Annotated in this window: 15 protein-coding genes and 1 other RNA gene; 1 reads left to right on the top strand and 15 read right to left on the bottom strand. The window is 71.2% G+C overall.

The annotated features are described in order from the left end of the window. Positions 1–26: 26 nt before the first annotated feature. The 10 genes from ACFVT5_RS03875 to ACFVT5_RS03830 all read right to left on the bottom strand — a co-directional run bounded on the left by ACFVT5_RS03875 (position 27) and on the right by ACFVT5_RS03830 (position 10,961). Positions 27–1,157, bottom strand: coding sequence for a uroporphyrinogen-III synthase (locus ACFVT5_RS03875; RefSeq protein ID WP_389881134.1), 1,131 nt, complete (start codon positions 1,155–1,157; stop codon positions 27–29). Between the two features lie 101 nt (positions 1,158–1,258). Next, a complete protein-coding gene (locus ACFVT5_RS03870) occupies positions 1,259–2,632 on the bottom strand; it encodes a nitrate/nitrite transporter (RefSeq protein WP_389881132.1) in 1,374 nt (457 codons plus the stop codon). 89 nt (positions 2,633–2,721) lie between these two features. Then, entirely contained in the window at positions 2,722–3,318 is a 597-nt protein-coding gene (locus ACFVT5_RS03865; protein WP_389881130.1) for a hypothetical protein, read from the bottom strand. Then, a complete protein-coding gene (locus ACFVT5_RS03860; protein ID WP_389881128.1) occupies positions 3,315–3,968 on the bottom strand; it encodes a hypothetical protein in 654 nt (217 codons plus the stop codon). The genes ACFVT5_RS03865 and ACFVT5_RS03860 overlap by 4 nt, the downstream gene beginning before the upstream one ends. A gap of 23 nt (positions 3,969–3,991) precedes the next feature. Next, positions 3,992–5,137 carry a hypothetical protein gene (locus ACFVT5_RS03855; RefSeq protein ID WP_389881126.1) on the bottom strand — a complete coding sequence of 382 codons (1,146 nt, stop codon included), beginning with the start codon at positions 5,135–5,137 and terminating at the stop codon, positions 3,992–3,994. After that, positions 5,134–5,448, bottom strand: a complete 315-nt coding sequence (locus tag ACFVT5_RS03850) for a hypothetical protein (RefSeq protein WP_389881125.1) — start codon at positions 5,446–5,448, stop codon at positions 5,134–5,136. Before ACFVT5_RS03850 ends, ACFVT5_RS03855 begins: the two co-directional genes overlap by 4 nt. A gap of 61 nt (positions 5,449–5,509) precedes the next feature. After that, positions 5,510–6,901 carry an acyltransferase gene (locus tag ACFVT5_RS03845; RefSeq protein ID WP_389881123.1) on the bottom strand — a complete coding sequence of 464 codons (1,392 nt, stop codon included), beginning with the start codon at positions 6,899–6,901 and terminating at the stop codon, positions 5,510–5,512. Then, positions 6,898–9,078, bottom strand: coding sequence for a glycosyltransferase (locus ACFVT5_RS03840; RefSeq protein ID WP_389881121.1), 2,181 nt, complete (start codon positions 9,076–9,078; stop codon positions 6,898–6,900). The genes ACFVT5_RS03845 and ACFVT5_RS03840 overlap by 4 nt, the downstream gene beginning before the upstream one ends. After that, complete coding sequence (locus ACFVT5_RS03835) at positions 9,078–9,788, bottom strand: hypothetical protein (RefSeq protein ID WP_389881120.1); 711 nt, start codon at positions 9,786–9,788, stop codon at positions 9,078–9,080. The genes ACFVT5_RS03840 and ACFVT5_RS03835 overlap by 1 nt, the downstream gene beginning before the upstream one ends. Before the next feature lie 156 nt (positions 9,789–9,944). Further along, positions 9,945–10,961, bottom strand: coding sequence for a LysR family transcriptional regulator (locus ACFVT5_RS03830; RefSeq protein ID WP_389881118.1), 1,017 nt, complete (start codon positions 10,959–10,961; stop codon positions 9,945–9,947). A gap of 83 nt (positions 10,962–11,044) precedes the next feature. On the opposite strand from ACFVT5_RS03830, the gene ACFVT5_RS03825 reads away from it, so the two are divergent. Beyond that, positions 11,045–12,367 (top strand): MFS transporter, encoded by a 1,323-nt coding sequence (locus tag ACFVT5_RS03825; RefSeq protein WP_389881116.1) that lies wholly within the window; start codon positions 11,045–11,047, stop codon positions 12,365–12,367. Here the strand turns inward: ACFVT5_RS03825 and dacB are convergent. The 5 genes from dacB to ftsX form a co-directional block, all read right to left on the bottom strand. Then, positions 12,341–13,930 (bottom strand): D-alanyl-D-alanine carboxypeptidase/D-alanyl-D-alanine-endopeptidase, encoded by a 1,590-nt coding sequence (gene dacB, locus ACFVT5_RS03820; RefSeq protein WP_389881114.1) that lies wholly within the window; start codon positions 13,928–13,930, stop codon positions 12,341–12,343. The genes ACFVT5_RS03825 and dacB overlap by 27 nt on opposite strands. A gap of 182 nt (positions 13,931–14,112) precedes the next feature. Beyond that, positions 14,113–14,482, bottom strand: a transfer-messenger RNA (tmRNA) gene (gene ssrA / locus ACFVT5_RS03815). Between the two features lie 88 nt (positions 14,483–14,570). Continuing rightward, entirely contained in the window at positions 14,571–15,059 is a 489-nt protein-coding gene (smpB, locus tag ACFVT5_RS03810) for an SsrA-binding protein SmpB (protein ID WP_389881112.1), read from the bottom strand. Between the two features lie 83 nt (positions 15,060–15,142). After that, the gene (locus ACFVT5_RS03805; protein ID WP_389881110.1) at positions 15,143–16,366 is read right to left on the bottom strand and encodes a S41 family peptidase; all 1,224 of its coding nucleotides are present in this window, start codon (positions 16,364–16,366) and stop codon (positions 15,143–15,145) included. A gap of 68 nt (positions 16,367–16,434) precedes the next feature. After that, a complete protein-coding gene (gene ftsX, locus ACFVT5_RS03800; RefSeq protein ID WP_389881108.1) occupies positions 16,435–17,352 on the bottom strand; it encodes a permease-like cell division protein FtsX in 918 nt (305 codons plus the stop codon). Between the last annotated feature and the right edge of the window lie 26 nt (positions 17,353–17,378).

Genomic DNA, 17,378 nt, shown 5'->3' with positions numbered 1-17,378 from the left:
CGGGAGATCGGTCACGGGACCCGCGGTCACGTCGTCGGGTCCAGCGCCAACCGGTACCCCCGTTTCACCACCGTCTGGATCAGCTTCGGTGCCCCGAGGGCGCTCCGTAGCCGGGCCATCGCGGTCTCCACGGCGTGTTCGTCGCGGCCCGCGCCGGGCAGCGCGCGGAGCAGGTCGGCGCGGGCGACCACCCAGCCGGGGCGCCGGGAGAGGGCGCGCAACAGCGCCATCCCGGCCGGCGGTACGGGCCGCAGCGCGTCGTCGACGAGGACCGCGTGGCCGCGGATCTCCACCCGGTGCCCCGCGATGGGCAACGTACGGGCGCGCCTCGGGAGTTCCTGGCACAGGAGTTGGACGAGCGGCCCGAGCCGGAAGCGTTCGGGCTGCACGGTGTCGAGGTCGTGCGCCTGCAACGGCAGCGCGGTGACCGGTCCGACACAGGCGGGCAGCACGTCATGGCGCAGCGCGGCGACGAGGTCGCCGAGCTGTCCGCGTACCTCGGCGCGCCGCAGCAGTGAGGCGGCGGCGGGCGCGCTCGTGAAGGTGAGGGCGTCGAGGCCGCGCGCGAGGGTGGTGTCGAGGAGCCGGTCGACGGGTCCGATGTCCTCGGGCGGCATCCACCGGTAGACGGGGACGCCCACGACCTCCGCTCCCGCGGCCCGCAGCGCCTCCACGAACCCGGGCAGCGGCTCCCCGTGCAGTTGGATCGCGATACGGCGCCCTTCGACACCCTCGTCCAGGAGCCGGTCCAGGACTTCGGCCATGGACTCGGACGAGGGCGACCATTCCTCGGTGAGCCCGGCGGCGCGCACGGCGCCCTTGACCTTGGGACCCCGGGCGAGGATTTCGACCCCGCGCAACCGGTCGAGCAGGGCATCCCCCACGCCCCACCCGTCGGCGGCCTCGACCCAGCCGCGGAACCCGATGGCGGTGGTGGCGACCACGACGTCCGGGCCGTGGTCGATCAACTCCTTGGTGGCGGCGAGGAGTTCGCTGTCGTCGGCGAGCGGCACGATGCGCAGCGCGGGCGCGTGCTGCACGGTGGCGCCGCGCCGCTGGAGCAGTGCGCCCAGTTCGTCGGCGCGGCGCGCGGCGGTGACACCGACGGTGAACCCCGCGAGGGGGCCGTGCGGGGGGCCCTGCTGGTGAACGTCCATGTGCCCTCGTCGTGGCCGGTGATGGACGACCGAGCCTGCCAACGGACGGTGACAGGCCCGGTACCCCGAGATGTCCGGGATGTTACGTCCGGGGCGCGCGGTCACACCTTGGCGTACCCGAGCCGGGTCGGTGCCTCGGTGGCGGTGGGATGCGGGGCGGTGACGGCGGGGCGTCGAAGGTATACGGCCCAGGTCACGCCGAGGCACAGGGCGTAGAAGGCGAGGAAGGCGACGAACGCGCCGGTGCCGCTGCCCGTGGTCTGGAAGGACTGCCGGAAGGCGAGGTTGATCCCGAGCCCGCCGAGCGCGCCGACCGCGCCGATGAGCCCCATCGAGGCACCGGACAGGCGCCGCCCGTAGGTGGCGGCGGCCTCCCCGTCGAGCCCGCGCGCGAGCGCCTTGGCGTGGAAAATCCCGGGGATCATCTTGTACGTGGAGCCGTTGCCGAGCCCGGTGAGGACGAACAGGGCGATGAAGGCGGTGGTGAACAGCGGGAGCGAGGCCCGCAGCGACGCGAGGACGACGACGGCGGTGGCGACGCCCATGCCGACGAAGTTCCAGAGGGTGATCCGGGCACCGCCGTACCGGTCGGCGAGCGTCCCGCCGACCGGCCTGATCAGCGAGCCGAGCAGTGGCCCGACGAAGGTGATCGACGCGGCCTGGAGGGGCGTACGCCCGAACTGCGACTGAAGTACGAGCCCGAAGGCGAAGCTGTACCCGATGAACGACCCGAACGTGCCCACGTACAGCAGCGACATGATCCAGGTGTGCGGGTCCCGTACGACCTCCCGGGCCGCGCCGGCGTCGTTACGGACGGAGGCGAGGTTGTCCATGAAGAGGGCGGAGCAGACAGCCGACGCGACGATGAGGGGGATGTAGATCGCGAGCAGGACCCGCGGTCCCCAGGAGGCGCCGATGACGCCGAGCCCGATGAGCTGGACGACGGGCACGCCGATGTTCCCGCCGCCGGCGTTGAGGCCGAGCGCCCACCCCTTCTTCCGCAGCGGGAAGAAGGAGTTGATGTTGGTCATGGAGGAGGCGAAGTTCCCGCCGCCGACGCCGGTGAGTACGGCACACAGCATGAACGTCGTGTACGAGGTCCCCGGCTCCATCACCACAAAGGCGGCCACGGTGGGCAGGAGCAGTGTCGACGCCGCCACGACGGTCCAGTTCCGCCCGCCGAACCGCGCGACGGCGAAGGTGTACGGCACCCGTACGACGGCACCGACGAGCGTGGCCATCGACACCAGGAAGAACTTCCCGGCGGGGTCGATCCCGTACTCGGGCCCCATGAACAGCACGAGCACGGACCAGAGCGTCCACACGGAGAACCCGATGTGCTCGGACAAGACGGAGAACACAAGATTCCGCCGGGCGACGCCTTCCCCACCACCCGCCCAGAACTCCTCGTCCTCGGGTTCCCACCGCTGAATCCAGCGCCCCCCACTCCGCACACGACCACCGTTCACACCCATCAGGGCCTCCCAACACCTCGGCTACCCCGAAGCTAGAAACCCCGCGTTTCACCCCCGCGCCCCGGAGTGACCACCGGGGAACGTTGCTCTCACTCGGGGGTGGGGCGGGCGGTGAGGTGGTCCTCGAAGCGGAGGGACGCGGCGACCTGGCGGAGGAGGGCGCGGTAGTGGGGGCGGTGGGGTGTGGCGGGGGTGCTGAGGGTGAGGTACGCGAGGCTCGTGCCGTCGGGGTGCGGTACGTGCGCGTGCACCTGGAGCAGCGGTCGAGGGCCGGTGACCCGGACGGTCTCGCTGAGGGACGCCGGGCCGCAGGGCAACTCGGCGTACTCGACCTGTGTGTGCCCCTCGGCGGACGCGACGGCCCGCGCGGCGGTGACGGCCCGCGGTGCCCAGGCGGTGTCCACCCAGGTGACGGTGAACAGGGACAGCAGCGGCGCCGCGGCCCCACCGATCCCCGAGTCGTCACGGTGCAACCCGAGCGAACAGTGAACGGTCCCCTGCGCGCACAGAGCACCCAGCAGCACCCCGGCCCCGGTGACCACGGCGCCGAAGCGCTGCCGGGCCGTGTCGTCCGGTGCGGTGTCGAGCAGGTGCGCGAGGGCTTCGGGCGGCGCCGGCGGGAGGGGCAGGGGCAGGGGGGTGAAACCGGGTGGGAGGGCGAAGCGGATGCCGGGGTCGTCGTTCACGGGTCCCTCCGGGGTGGTGCGGCGGGCACGAGGGCGCCGGCGCGGCGGGCGCGGTCGAGATCGACGGGGGTCGCGCCCCAACTCCCGGGCGCACACCGCCTGTCGAGCGCGGGTCGCTGATAGAGCAGATGCAACCGCCGGGGCCCCGACCGCCCGCCCACAGCGACAACACCGAGAAACCGGGGATCACCGGCGAACCAGAGGGGGGTGAGCTGGGCGGTGAGGTGGGGGGAGGTTCGGGGGCCACCGATGCGCTTCAGCCACCAGTGAGCGCGGTGGTGGTTGAGGAAGACCAGCGGAATGTTGTCCTCGCCGCCGACCGGGTCGGGGAACTCGAACCACATCCCGTCGTCCGTCGCCCGCGGATGTCTGGCCAGTCCACGCGGTACGCCTTCGAGGAATTGCCAGGGGTAGTGGCGCAGGACGCGGCGCATACGGAAGGCCCACGGGACGCGGGACACCTGAAGGACGAACCGATACAGGGCGTAGAGCAGGCAAGGGAGCAGAAGCCAGACGGTCCACACGGGTGCGGCAAGGGCGAGTACGAGGACACCGGCCTGTACGGCGGCCCACGCGACCGTCCCGGCGACGCCGAAGACCAGATGCAGGGTCCAGGCCGCGCGCGTGGGCGGGTGATGCCAAGCCGTCACTGGCAGCACTGACGTTACTGGCATCACTGGAGAAGCCTGCGGATCAGATCAACGGTTTCCGCGCCATCGACCGGCGCGAGGAACGTGCCGTCGATCGCGGTGCCGACCTCCGCGACCGTGTCACTCTCCAGCGGCTCGAAAAGGGTCGAGGCCACCCCGTACGTGGCGGTCGCCGCGCCCGCCCACGGAGCCGCCGCCTCGGTTGCCTCAGCCGTCCCGGTCAGTCGGGGAGCCCTGACGACGACCCATTCCATGAACGGATTCCGTGCGTCGGACAGTTCCTTGGCCGCCGTCAGGGTCTCGTCCGCGAAGGTGCCGGCTCTCCGCCCGAGCGTGACTGCCTCACCGGACGCTCCCACAGCGCGCAGGGTGCCGACGGACCCTTTCGACACGGCGCCGATGCCAGGGACCACCCCCAAGCCGTCGGCCGCCAACCCGATCAGGTTGCTCCAGAAGTCCCCATCCAGCTCCCCCTTACTCACCCCGTCCCACAGCGACGCCCGTACCAGCGGATCCGAAAGCCGCAGTCCCGCCGCGCCGGCGCTCAGTGCCGCCGCCAACAGCAGAAGCACCGCCGCCGCCGTCCCGCCCGTCACGACGAACAGGGCCGCCAGGCCCACCACGGCGGCGGCCCAGCTGAGGATGTCCGGGAGGTTCTCGGTGAGCCAGTCGAGCGCGGTGTCGAGGAAACCCGGTTCCTGCGGCGCGAGCCGACGCGTCGCGCCCCGGATTTTCCGGGCCCGGTACGCCGCCCTCTCCTCGTGTTCCTCCGCGAGCCTCCGGGCCCGGCGCCGGACGTCGTCGCCCTCGCCGTCCGCCGAGGGCTCCCCCACGGCACCCCCGGCATCCGCGGCCTCCTCCAGCCGCCCGGCCCGCCGCTGGAAATCGGCGAGTTCGTCCTCCCAGCGGTGGAGCTGTTTCGCCGCCCCGCGGATCGAACGCGCCGCGTTGCGGAGGTTCAGCGGAAGCGGTCCGCCGTCGAGCTGTTCCCGGAACGCGACGGCCGCGTCGCCTTTCCAGTGGCTGCCCTGGGTGAGCCGCGTGACCAGGCCATGAGTGTCCTCCAGGACCTCCGCGGCAGCGGACAGCTTCCGCCGCAGCTCCCGTACCGTGTCGGTGTTGCCCGGCACGGGGTCGAACCCGAGATGCGGATACCCCGAAGCCGTCACCGTGCGGCTCCCGGTGCGGCTCCGCCCGAGGACAGGGCGGCCTCCAGTGCCTGGTCCAGTTCGCGGTAACTGTCCTTGCTGTGGCCGACGATCCGGCTCAGGGCGTCGGTCTGCGCGCCGATCTCCTCGGCCCCGTATCTCCAGTCGTCCTGGAAGTCCTCGCACGCCGTGTCCAGGGCCCGGGTCCCGAGCCCGGTGACCGTGGCATCGCTCAGGGCCCCGCGGAGATCCGCGAGCGCGTCCGTCGACGCCCTCAGCATCCGCATGAAGTGCGTGAGTTCGTCCCCGTCGACCGCCAGTCGCTCCGCCACCCGCACGACGCTATCCGGAACAACGGGGTCCGAACCAAGCCCAACCGGTGCTTACCGCCCGTTAGTTGGGCGTACGCCCCGCCGGTTGACGTCCCCGGTCACGCTTGCCGCCGCGCCCCGCGCGTTTGGACCCGTTCGGCCACAGGCGTGGTGGGCGTTTGGCTGCCAGGTCTTCCATCCAGCCGACCGCGAGGATCGTCAGGGCTATCAGGGGCCAGACCAGGACGAACATCCAGACGTTGTAGGTGGTGTCGAGGGCCGACATCATGCGGTCGGTCATGAAGGGGAGGTCGTAGAGGCGGTCTATGAGGGGGACCGTCGCCATGATCAGGAGGTTGTGCCAGAGGTAGATCGTCACCGCTCTGTTGTTGGAGAGGGTGATGACCTTGTCGAAGCGGGCCAGGCGATCGGGGAGCTGCTGCCAGGACGGCGCGTACTGGAGGAGGATCACCACCGCGCCGAACGACCAGGTCGCCTGCGCCAGGGGGATGTCGTTGAGGTCCCAGCCGTCCGGGCCGAGATGGCCCGAGGCCCACCACAGGCCGAAGGCCATGATCAGTGCCGACAGGGACACGGCGAGATAGCGCGGGACCTGGCGCAGCACGCCCTCCTGGTGGGCGAAGCCCAGGATCCAGCAGCCGCCGTAGACGGCGAAGTCGGTGACGGCGTTGCCGGTCTCGCCGGGGATCGTGACGACGCCGGTGCCGACGACCGCGGTGAGTGCCAGCGGTGCGAGCAGGGTCGCCCACGGCATCCGGCGGAACGCCCACAGCAGCAGCGGCGACGCGATCACGAACCACATGTACGCACGCAGGTACCAGAGCGGGCCCGCCGCCTGCGCGGGCCACGTGGCGTCGAGCAGACCGCCCTCCGCGCCGATGTGCCACGGGAACGTCGGCGCGCCGATCGGCACCAGGTAGTTGAAGAGGCTGACCCAGCCCCACGTACCGCCGTTGTCCGGGTCGCGGCCCGGGTTCCAGCCGGCCATGAACAGCATGACGAGGACGACCGCGCTGAAGATCCACATCGGTGGCAGCAGCCGTCGGACACGGCCCCTGATCACCCCGAGCGCGGGCCTGTTCAGGGACCGCGCCATCAGGGAGCCCGCCAGCGCGAACATGACGCCCATGGACGGGAACACCACCGTCAGCCAGGCCCAGCCGAACAGGTGGTAGACGACGACCCGGACCAGCGCGATGGTGCGGAGGAGGTCCAGGTAGCGGTCGCGGCCCGGCGCCTTGGCGGGGGCAGCAGCACTCGAAGCCCCGCCCGGCTTGTCCGTACGGGCATGGGTGCGGCCCCCCGATCGCGCGGCCGGCACCTCCGCCTCCCCCGGCCCCACCGACCCGTCCGGCAACGGTCGCGCCGGACCCCACGGGCTCGGTTCCCAGTCCCACTCGGAGGACGGCGTCGACCCTCCGGCGCCCTCGCCCCGCTGTGTCGGATACGTCATGCCACCGGCCTCCGATCGTTCGCGCGCCCCCGCTGCCCCGGCAGCCCGCCGGGCGCCTCCACCACGCCGGTGCGCCGGAGCTTCTGCCAGCGCAGCCGGCCGCCGGTGAGGGCGGTGATCCAGGACTGAAGCAGCACGACGTACATCAGCTGCCGATAGAGGATCTGCTGGAGGGGCAGCGAGATCAGATGGGTCATCCGCTCCCGGTCGAGCCGGAACGCGTACGCGGCGCAGGCGGCCTGGATCGCGAGGACGCCCAGCCAGGCGCCGACGGTCTTGCCGGTGGGGCCGAAGACCAGCCCGTAGAGCAGGAACACATCGATGAGGGGGGCCAGGAGGGGGGCCAGGACCATGAAGAGCGAGACCAGCGGCAGGCCGACCCGGCCGAAGCGGCCCGACGCGCCGCGCTCCACCACGGCCTTGCGGTGCTTCCAGATGGCCTGCATCGTGCCGTACGACCACCGGTAGCGCTGGGACCAGAGCTGCTGCACGGACTCCGGTGCCTCGGTCCAGGCGCGGGCCTTCTCCGCGTACACCACGCGCCAGCCGTCGCGGTGCAGCGCCATCGTGATGTCGGTGTCCTCGGCGAGCGTGTCGTCGCTCATGCCGCCGACGCGCTCCAGGGCCGAGCGGCGGAAGGCGCCGACGGCTCCGGGGATCGTCGGCATGCAGCGCAGGACGTCGTACATCCGGCGGTCGAGGTTGAAGCCCATCACGTACTCGATGTGCTGCCAGGCGCCGATCAGCGAGTCACGGTTGCCGACCTTGGCGTTGCCCGCGACGGCGCCCACGCGCGCGTCGCCGAACGGCTGCACCAACTCCCGCACGGTCGCCCGCTCGAAGACGGTGTCGCCGTCCATCATCACGATGAGGTCGCACCGGGCGTTGGCGATACCGCGGTTGAGGGCGGCGGGCTTGCCCGCGTTGAGCTGGCGCACCACCCGTACGTTCGGCAGCCGCAGGTCCTCGACGATGCGGGCGGTGCCGTCGGTGGAGCCGTCGTCGATGACGATGACCTCGACGGGATGATCGCTGTCCATCAGGGAACGGACGGTGTTCTCGATGCACTTGGCCTCGTTGTACGCGGGCACCAGGACCGACACCGGTTCGGTGACGGCCGGTCCCCAGCGGAAACCGGGGCGCCGCACCCGGCGGGCGTGCGTGAAGGAGAGCAGCAGCATCAGGCCGAAGCGGGTGATGACGAGGACCCCGATGACGGCGAGTCCGACACCGAGCACCTGGGTGGTCTTCTCGGCGGCCTGGACCAGGAAGATCCACGCGCGGCCCTTCCACAGCTCGGCGCCGGTGACCGGGGTGTGCGCGCTGGGCGCGTCGAGGGCCTCGGTGAGGTTGGTGAACCGGTAGCCCTCCTCCTGGAGGTCGGGCAGGAACTTGTCGAGCGCGGCGACGGTCTGTGAGCGGTCGCCGCCGGAGTCGTGCATCAGGACGACCGCGCCTTTGCCGCCCTTGGGGGTGGCGCGGCGGATGATCTCCTCTACTCCCGGCCGCTTCCAGTCCTCGCTGTCGGTGTTGTTGACGAGGGTGATGTAGCCACGGCTGGCGACATACCGGGTGACGGGCCAGGACTTGTTGTCGAAGGCGTCCGGGAACGACGAGTAGGGCGGCCGGAACAGCGAGGTGCGGATACCGGCGGCGCCGACGAGCGCGAGCTGGTTCTGCGACAGCTCCCAGTCGATACGGCTCGTGGACTGGTAGGCGAGATCGGGGTGGTTGAAGGTGTGCAGTCCGATCTCGTGGCCCTCGTCCACCATGCGCTGGACCAGGTCCGGATAGCGCGACGCCATGGTGCCGGTGACGAAGAACACGGCGTGGGCGTGGTGCTCCTTGAGAGTGTCGAGGACCTTCGGCGTCCAGACCGGGTCGGGCCCGTCGTCGAAGGTGAGGACCAGCTTGTGGTGCGGGATGCGCACGGTGTTGATGTGGCCCTCGCGCGCGTCGATGACGGGTCCGCCCTCAAGGACGCGGTGCGGGACCTTGTCGGTCGCGGCGGGCGGCGCGATGCGGTGGTCGGCGAGGACCTCGCTGTGTACGTAGCCGCGGAGCATGAGCATCGCCATGAGGGCGGCGAGCAGCGTGACCGGCAGCAGATAGCGCAGGGGAAGTCGGCGCCGGCGGGCGGTTCTCTGTCGCCGGGCGCCGGTGGAGCGGGGTGTCATTACTGAGCGCCCTCCGGGGCGATGGGGACCTGGCCGCCCGCGGCCGTGGACGGTGACGGGTCGGCGGGCGACGGATCGGGGGGCGAAGAACCGGGTCCCGGGTCGGAGGGGCCGGGGTCGGTGCTCGGCTCGCCGGCGGGCGGGGACGCGACGCCACCACCGGGCGTGCCGGGCTTGACCCCGCCGTTGTCCCTGGTCGGCTTCGCGCCGGGTGACGTGCCGGGCTTCGCGGCGTCGGTGGCCGCGTCGGACGGGCCGTCGGTGGCGCCGGGCGAGGCGCTGTCACCGGGGGACGGCGTGGTGCCGTCGCTGTTCGACGGTGTGGCGCCGGGGCTCTCGCCGGGGGAACCGGACGGCGACCCGGAGACGGCGGGCAGCGGCGGGGTGTCCACCTTGCCGGCCGGCTGGTCCGCGGCCGGATCCGGTATCGGCAGCCAAGGCGCGCTGGAATTGCCGGAGACGACGGTGGCCACGATCACCACCGCGTACACCGCGCAGGCGAGGGCGACGACGAGACCGATGGTGCGATAGCGGCGGCTGCGCCGGCCCGTCTCGTCGACGAACACGGGTCCGTCGGATCCGGCGGCGTCCTGGGCCTTGCCCTGGGCGGTGAGTTCGTCCAGCTGACGGCCTATGCCGTCGATCTGGATCGTGACCTCGTTCGGGTCATGTGTCTGCCCTGGTTGGGCGTCTTCTCGCCAAATTTCCACGCGTACGCACATCCCCCCACGGGATTTCCTGGGATGCGCGCGCGACCTCGGCACCTGTCGTTCGAACCTGGCCCCCACCCGGTCCGAGCGCCCCCCTTTATCACGTGTGCCCAGACCAAGAATGTAGCGCACCCGAGTGACACGGGTGGTTCTGTGTCAGAACCAGGTCGTCATGATGCGTGAATCGATGGCCGGAATCCAACTGTCGGCCGGTCGCTGAAGCCAACCCTCCGCTTCGGCGAGCGCCGCCGCCGTCTCACGGAGGGCCGCAATCCCGGGGTGGACGCGCCCCTTCCGCCACACCAGCGAGAGCGGCGAGAGCGGTACGGGGTCGACCAGCGGGCGCTGCACCGTCTCGGGCATGGCCGGAAAGTCTCGTACGACGAGGACGGGGTTCCGCCACTTGGCCATGACGCGCCGGAACTCCTCGGTCCCCACGGCGAGCGGCGCGGGCGGCGCGACCTCGATCCCGCGCCCCTCGAAGAGCAGTTCCGCGAGAGCGGTCCACTCAGGGGTACGGGGGTTCCCGGCACCGGCGTAGATCTGCTCACCGGCCAGTGCGTCCAGTGGAACTTCGGCCAAATTGGCCAGCTTGTGATCCTCGGGCAGGATGACCGCCATGGGCTCGTACCGCACCGGCTGTTGGTCGAGCCGGGCACGGACGGCCGGGGCGAGACCCCCGTACCGGCCGAAAGAGGCGTCGAGCCGGCCCGCGAGGAGTTCGGTGGCGGCGCCCGTCAGACCGCTCTCGAAACGCGCCATCAGCTCGTGCTCCGGGACGCGTTCACGGGCGAGTTCCAGGATGCGTCCGGAGATCAGCCCCGGACTGTTGAGGTCCACCAGGACGGGCCGGGACACCTGCCCGCGCGCGAAGGCGGCCGTCAACTCGTCCTGCGCGTCGAGAACCCGGCGCGCGTACGGGAGCAGCCGCTCACCGTCGGCGGTCGGCGTGACCTGCCGGGTGGTACGGACGAACAGCTCGGCGCCCAGGGTGCGTTCGAGGCGTCTGATGTCACGGCTGAGGGCCTGCTGAGCTACGTAGAGGCGGGCCGCGGCACGGGTGAAGTGCAGTTCCTCGGCGACGGCGACGAAGGCACGCAGGAGCCGGGGGTCGATTCCGGCGCCGATTCCGGGGCTCGCCGATTCACCGGACTCACGGGACTCACGGGACATCCGGTGAATTTACAACAGGGATGCGTCAATCGGAACCGAACAGGTGTTGGACCCCGCGCCGGGCGGCGGGCGACGGTTGCCCCATGCAGCAGGACCACGACACCCGACCCCGCCCGCGCCCCACCGGCACCGCTCCGGAAACCACCGGCACCACCCCGGAAAGGCGTCCGCCCAGGAACCCGTACCGCCGGCTCTTCGCCGTCCCCGGCGCCCGCGCCTTCACCCTCGGCAATCTCGTCGCCCGGCTGCCGGTGGGCATGTTCAGCATCAGCGCGGTGATGATGATCGCGGGCGCGCGCGGCTCGTACGCGCTCGCCGGGGCCGTCACCGCGACGGGCCTGGCCACGATGGCGGTCGTCGCCCCCTGGATCGCGCGGCTCGTCGACCGCTACGGACAGGCACGGATCGCCGTACCCGCCACCCTGTTCGCCGCACTCGGCTCCCTCGCCCTGCTGCTGTGCGTGCGCTACGGGGCGCCGGACTGGACCCTGTTCGCGGCGTACGCGGCGACCGCCACGACGCCCAACACGGGCGGCATGTCCCGGGCCCGCTGGGCGTATCTGCTGCGGGACGACCCGGGGGCCGTGCACACCGCGAACTCCTTCGAGCAGGCCGCCGACGAACTCTGCTTCATGCTGGGCCCGGTCCTGGCGGCGTTCCTCTGCGGGACGCTGTTCCCGGAGGCGGGCACGCTGGTCGGTGTGGTGCTGCTGGTGACGGGTGTGCTGCTGTTCGCGGCGCAGCGGTCCACCGAGCCGCCCGTCCACCACCGTCCCCGTATGAAGTCGCCGCTGCGCGCACACGGGATGCCCACCCTGCTGGTCGGATTCGTCGCGACGGGCGCGGTGTTCGGGTCGATGGAGGTGGTGACGGTCGCGTTCGCGGACGCGCGCGGGCACCAGGCGGCCGGGGGCGCGGTCCTCGCGTTGCAGGCCGCCGGTTCGGGCGCCGCCGGACTCCTGTACGGGACGCTCCGCCCGGCGGCCCGCGCGGAGCGCCGGTTCCTGCTCTGTGTGGCCGGGATGTCGGTCCTGATGACGCTTCCGCTGCTCGCCGCGGCCCTGTCGGGTTCGCTGGTGGTGCTGGCGGGCGCCCTGCTGTGCGCGGGGATGGCGACCGCGCCGACGATGGTCACCGGGATGACGCTGGTCCAACGGCGCACCCCCGAGGGCCAGTTGAACGAGGGCATGACCCTCGCCGTGACCGGCATCCTCGGGGGCATCGCGTGCGGCGCGGCTGCGGGCGGCCGGCTGGTGGAGCACGCGGGTCCTACGGCGGCCTACGCGGTCCCCGTCGCCGCGGCGGCCTGCGCCCTGCTCCCGGCCCTGTACGGGGCCCTGCGGACACCGCCGCCCGCCGCGAAGGGGAACGGCTCGGGCTCAGCAGAGGGCGGGCTTGCGCCATGAGCACTCCAGGGCGCCGTCCCGCTCGGCACCCCGAGCGGCGCCGGGCCGCACCGGTACGGCGCGCTCCGCGTCGGACCGGGCCAGGGTCACCACCACGGCGTCCTCCAAGGGCTTGACGGAGGAGGCGAGGAAGTTGTTGAGGACGACGCTGTAGACGAGTTCACGTCCGCCCGCGTCGGTCACGTACCCGGACAGCGCGGAGGCGCCGGTCAACGACCCGGTCTTTCCCCGGGCGTTGAGCGCGGCCGGGGTGCCGCACATCCGGGACCGCAGGGTCCCGCCGACGAACCGGTCCGGATCGCAGGCCACCGGGAGCGACCGGTACCAGTCCGCGTACCAGGGCTCCGAGCGCACCGACACGAGCAGCCGGGCGAGTTGGTCGGCGGGGAAGCTGTTCATCCGCGAGAGCCCCGAGCCGTCCACCTGCCGCAGGGTGCCGGTGTCGACGCCCGCGTCCTTCAAGTAGCCGCTGACGGCGGCGAGTCCGGCGCTCCAGGTGCCGCGCCGGGCCGTCTCGTACCCCATGGCCTTGGTGAGGATCTCGGCGTGCATGTTGTTGGACAGCTTCACGAACGGGATCAGGAGGTCCCTGAGGGGCATGGAGTCGTGCGAGGCGATGCCCCGCGCGTCGGCGGGCGTCGCGCGGCCCGGCCGGGTCGGTCCGGTGACCCGGACGCCGTGGGCGGTGAGCGCGTCGCGGAAGACGGCCGCCGCGTATCCGGTGGGTTCCCAGACGCTGACCCACTCCTTGGTGACCGGGCCGCCGACGGGGACGGTGCCGCTGACGGTGACGGTGTTGCCGCCGTGCCGCCGCTCGACGGTGAGGGTGTCGGCGCCGCCCGCGGCGACGGTGGTGGCGGTGACATCGACGTCGACGTAACCGGTCTTGGGGGTCAGCGTGATCCGGGGCTTGTCCCCGGCGGCGGCACCGGGCGCGGCCTCGACGATCACGGTGCCGGTGTCGTAGTCGGTGTCCGGGGCGACGCTGAGCGCGGATATCTGGGCGGAGTAGTACGCGGACTCGTCGTCGGCGGCCCAGGACCGGCCGAGCCGCTCGGTGTCGAACCGGGTGTCGTCGGCGACGAGCCCCCCGGTGACGAGCCGGACCCCGGATGCGGCGACCTGGGCGGCGAGCCGGTCGTAGTCGGCGGCGAGCAGCGTCGGGTCGCCGGTGCCCCGCAAGTACAGATCACCGGAGAGCACCCGGCCGTGCCGCGTACCGGTGGTGAGGACGTCGGTGGTGAAGCGGTAGGTCGGGCCGAGGACGTCCAGGGCCGCCGCCGATGTGGCGAGTTTGGTGTTGGACGCGGGCATCAGCCGCCCGGTGGGCAGATGCCGGTACAGGATGTCGCCGGTCTCCGCGTCGGCGACGACGACGCTCGCGGCGCCCCCGGCCATGCGGGGATCGCCGAGTACGGCGTCGATGGCCTCGGGCAGTCCGCTCCGGTCGGAGTCGGCGCCGGCCGGGGCGCTCCAGGTGAGGGTGGCCGCGGCGAGGGCGGCGACGGCGGGCCAGATCCAGTGGCGCAGACGCGGCACACCGCGTCTCACAGGTCTACTCATGCCACAGCAGCATCCCGGACCCACCCGGAAGACAACAGACCGCGTCGCCTGGCGCAGAAACTCCGGTGCGGGGAACACGGGAACGGCGCCGCTGTTGGGGACAAGAAAACGGCGCCCTCCCGAAGGAAGGCGCCGCGCAACAAGGGGTTCCGGTCGCGTTCCCTCACGAGTGAGGGGCGCGTTGGTGGAGATGGCGGGAATCGAACCCGCGTCCAACGGTGCGGAATCAGGGCTTCTCCGTGTGCAGTTCGCTGCGATTTTCTCGGCCCCGGCGATCACGCGAACAAGTCGCCGACGGGCCCAGCCACTGTTTGATTTCCTCCCGGACCCCGTGACCGGGCCTGGAAGTTTAGTTCCCTAGCTGATGCCAGGATCCGGGTCGGGAACAGCCCCGGGCTGACACTTCGCAAGTCGCTACTTAGGCAGCGAGGGCGAAGGAATCGCGCTTGGTATTGGCGATTATTTTTTGCGACATATGGTTTACGAGATCATTGCCGCTTCCTCGACACGCTTCCCCTGCTTCGACAGCCGCTGTCGAAACCGATCATCCCCATGTTGTTTTTTCAAGGTGGTACCGCACCCTCGGTGGGGCGCATGACCATGGTACTTGACCAGCGTCGGCGAGAGCCAGTCCATTTACCTACCGGAGGCTGGCCCGCTCCTTCCGCTTCACCGCCGAGATGGCCCGGTCCGCCTCGCGCCGGTCCTGCTTCTCGCGGAGGGTCTGCCGCTTGTCGTACTCCTTCTTGCCCCTCGCCAGCGCGATCTCGACCTTGGCGCGGCCGTCCTTGAAGTACAGGGCGAGCGGCACGATGGTGTGTCCGGTCTCCTGGGACTTCGACACCAGCTTGTCGATCTCGGCGCGGTGCAGCAGCAGCTTCCGCCTGCGCCGCGCGCTGTGGTTGGTCCAGGTGCCCTGGCTGTACTCCGGTACGTGCACGTTGTGCAGCCATGCCTCGCCGCCGTCGAGCTGGACGAATCCGTCCACCAGCGAGGCCCGCCCCTGGCGCAGCGACTTCACCTCGGTACCGGTGAGGACCAGTCCGGCCTCGTAGGTGTCGATGATGGTGTAGTCGTGCCGCGCCTTCTTGTTCTGGGCGATCAGCTTGCGCCCTTTTTCCTTAGCCATAGTGCGGCCATTTTCGCACTACGAGGGGGCGGTCGGGCCAGCCGTTTACCGCGCCGGACGACCCGAGAGCCGCCGCACGGCCGCTACGGAGTGTCGCCGAGGCCGCTCAGTACGGTCTCGGCCTGCTTCTCGCTGCCCGTTCCGGCCTCCAGGTCGGGTGTGATGCCCCGGCCGTCGACGCTGTGGCCCGAAGGGGTGCGGTAGTGCCCGACGGTCAGTTCGGCGACGGAGCCGCCGGGCAGCCGGCTCGGCATCTGGACCGAGCCCTTGCCGAAGGTGCGGGAGCCCACCACGACCGCTCGGCCGCGGTCCTGGAGCGCCCCGGTGAGCAGTTCGGCGGCGCTCATCGTGCCGCCGTCGACGAGCGCGACCACGGGCCGTTCGGTGTCGCCGCCGGGGCGCGCGTGCAGGGCGCGCTGCTCGCCCCGTACGTCGTACGTGGCGACCAGGCCGCCGTCGAGGAACGCGGAGGCCGCCGTGGCGGCCTCGGTGACCAGGCCGCCGGAGTTGCCTCGCAGGTCGAGCAGGATGCCGGCGCCGGGCGGTGCGGCGCGGACGGCGGACCGTACCCGCTCGCCCGAGCCCTTGGTGAAGGCGGCGACCTTGATCAGGACGGCGCCGGATGTGCCGTCGCCGAGTTGTTCGACGGTGACGGAGTCGGTGGACAGGACGGCGCGGCGCAGGGTCTCGGTCCAGCGGTGGGCGCCGCGCGAGAGGCCCAGGTCGACGGGGGTGCCGGTGGCGGTCTCGTCGTCACCCTTGGTGACGGGTGTGTCGCCGGACGGGTGGTCGCCGCGCAGCAGGGCGACGACCTCGGTGACGGGCCGGTTCTCGACGCGCTGTCCGTCGATGGTGAGGAGCCGGTCGCCGGTGCGGATGCCGGCCCGCTCGGCCGGTCCACCGGACTGCACGCGCGCGACCTCGATCCGGCCGTCCTTCGTCCGCCGGGCCCAGAGGCCCACGCCCGTGTACTCGCCGTCGAGTGCCTGCTCGAACTCCGCGTACTCGCCCTCGGAGTAGACGGCGCCCCAGCGGTCGCCGCTGCGGCTGACGGCCCGCTCGGCGGCCTCCATGGGGGACTTTCCCTCGGCCATGGCGTCGGCGGCGGCTTCGGTGACGTCCTGCTGGTGGGCGGCGGACAGGGTGCCGGTCCGCGCGGACGGAGCCTTCGCGGCGGTCTTGTCGTCGGCGCCGCCGGTCCACGATCCCGTGGCGGCACCGGTCACGAGGACGCTGGTGAACACCAAGGTCAGGGCGGCCCCGCGGCGAATGCGGCGGGGCACGGCGAACAGGTCGGGACCTGACATGCGGGTGAGTCTAGGACAAGGCGGGGCGCCGTACGGGCGGTTGCCCCGGACGGCGCCCCGGTCATGTGTCACACCTTGAGGTACTTGCGCAACGCGAAGAAAGCGGCAAGGGACGGCATCAGCACACTGGTCGCGAGGATCAGCGGCAGCTTCGCGAGGACGGCGTCCCAGCCGATGAAGTTGATCAGGTTGAGCTTCTCGGAGAGCGCCAGACCGTGGTCGATGAAGAAGTACCGGCCGAGCACCAGGAAGGCGCAGGCGACACCACCGCCGATCAGTCCGGCGACGGCGGCCTCCATGATGAACGGCGCCTGGATGTAGAAGCCGGACGCGCCGACGAGCCGCATGATGCCGGTCTCGCGTCTGCGGCTGAACGCGGAGACGCGCACGGTGTTGACGATCAGCATCAGCGCCACGACGAGCATCAGCGACATCACGGCGATGGCGGCCCAGTTCATGACATTGAGGAGCCCGAAGAGGTTCTCCAGGATGCCCTTCTGGTCCTGCACCGACTGCACCCCGTCACGGCCGTCGAAGGCGGTGGCGATGACCTGGTACTTCTCGGGGTCCTTCAGCTTGATGCGGAAGGACTCCTGCATCTGGTCCGGGGTCAGCGAACTGGCCAGCGGCGAGTCGCCGAACTGCTCCTTGTAGTGCTTGTACGCCTGGTCGCTGGTCTCGTACGACACCTTGTCGACTACCGGCATCTTGTCCAGGTCGGTCTTGATCTGGGCCCGCTGCTCGGCGGTGACGGCGCCCTTGGGGCACTTCGGGTCGGAAGCGCCGTCGCTCTTGTTGCAGAGGAAGATCGAGACGTTGACCTTGTCGTACCAGTAGCCCTTCATGACGCTCACCTGGTCACGCATGAGCAGGGAGCCGCCGAACAGGGCGAGCGAGAGGGCGACCGAGACGACGACCGCGACGGTCATCGTCAGATTGCGGCGGAGACCGACGCCGATCTCCGACAGGACGAACTGGGCGCGCATCGCGTGCTTTCTGCCTTTCGGTACGT

It is taken from the genome of Streptomyces sp. NPDC058001, from assembly GCF_042886315.1.
Classification (GTDB): Bacteria; Actinomycetota; Actinomycetes; order Streptomycetales; family Streptomycetaceae; genus Streptomyces.
The sequence above is the reverse complement of the archived record's forward strand: the minus strand, read 5'-3'. Positions and strand labels throughout refer to the sequence as shown.

What these genes read in the sequence shown, in the direction of transcription:
- ACFVT5_RS03875 (WP_389881134.1), bottom strand. Translation starts at nt 1,157, where the DNA reads ATGGACGTTCACCAGCAGGGCCCCCCGCACGGCCCCCTCGCGGGGTTC.
- ACFVT5_RS03870 (WP_389881132.1), bottom strand. Translation starts at nt 2,632, where the DNA reads ATGGGTGTGAACGGTGGTCGTGTGCGGAGTGGGGGGCGCTGGATTCAG.
- ACFVT5_RS03845 (WP_389881123.1), bottom strand. Translation starts at nt 6,901, where the DNA reads ATGACGTATCCGACACAGCGGGGCGAGGGCGCCGGAGGGTCGACGCCG.
- ACFVT5_RS03840 (WP_389881121.1), bottom strand. Translation starts at nt 9,078, where the DNA reads ATGACACCCCGCTCCACCGGCGCCCGGCGACAGAGAACCGCCCGCCGG.
- ACFVT5_RS03830 (WP_389881118.1), bottom strand. Translation starts at nt 10,961, where the DNA reads ATGTCCCGTGAGTCCCGTGAGTCCGGTGAATCGGCGAGCCCCGGAATC.
- ACFVT5_RS03825 (WP_389881116.1), top strand. Translation starts at nt 11,045, where the DNA reads ATGCAGCAGGACCACGACACCCGACCCCGCCCGCGCCCCACCGGCACC.
- dacB (WP_389881114.1), bottom strand. Translation starts at nt 13,930, where the DNA reads ATGAGTAGACCTGTGAGACGCGGTGTGCCGCGTCTGCGCCACTGGATC.
- smpB (WP_389881112.1), bottom strand. Translation starts at nt 15,059, where the DNA reads ATGGCTAAGGAAAAAGGGCGCAAGCTGATCGCCCAGAACAAGAAGGCG.
- ACFVT5_RS03805 (WP_389881110.1), bottom strand. Translation starts at nt 16,366, where the DNA reads ATGTCAGGTCCCGACCTGTTCGCCGTGCCCCGCCGCATTCGCCGCGGG.
- ftsX (WP_389881108.1), bottom strand. Translation starts at nt 17,352, where the DNA reads ATGCGCGCCCAGTTCGTCCTGTCGGAGATCGGCGTCGGTCTCCGCCGC.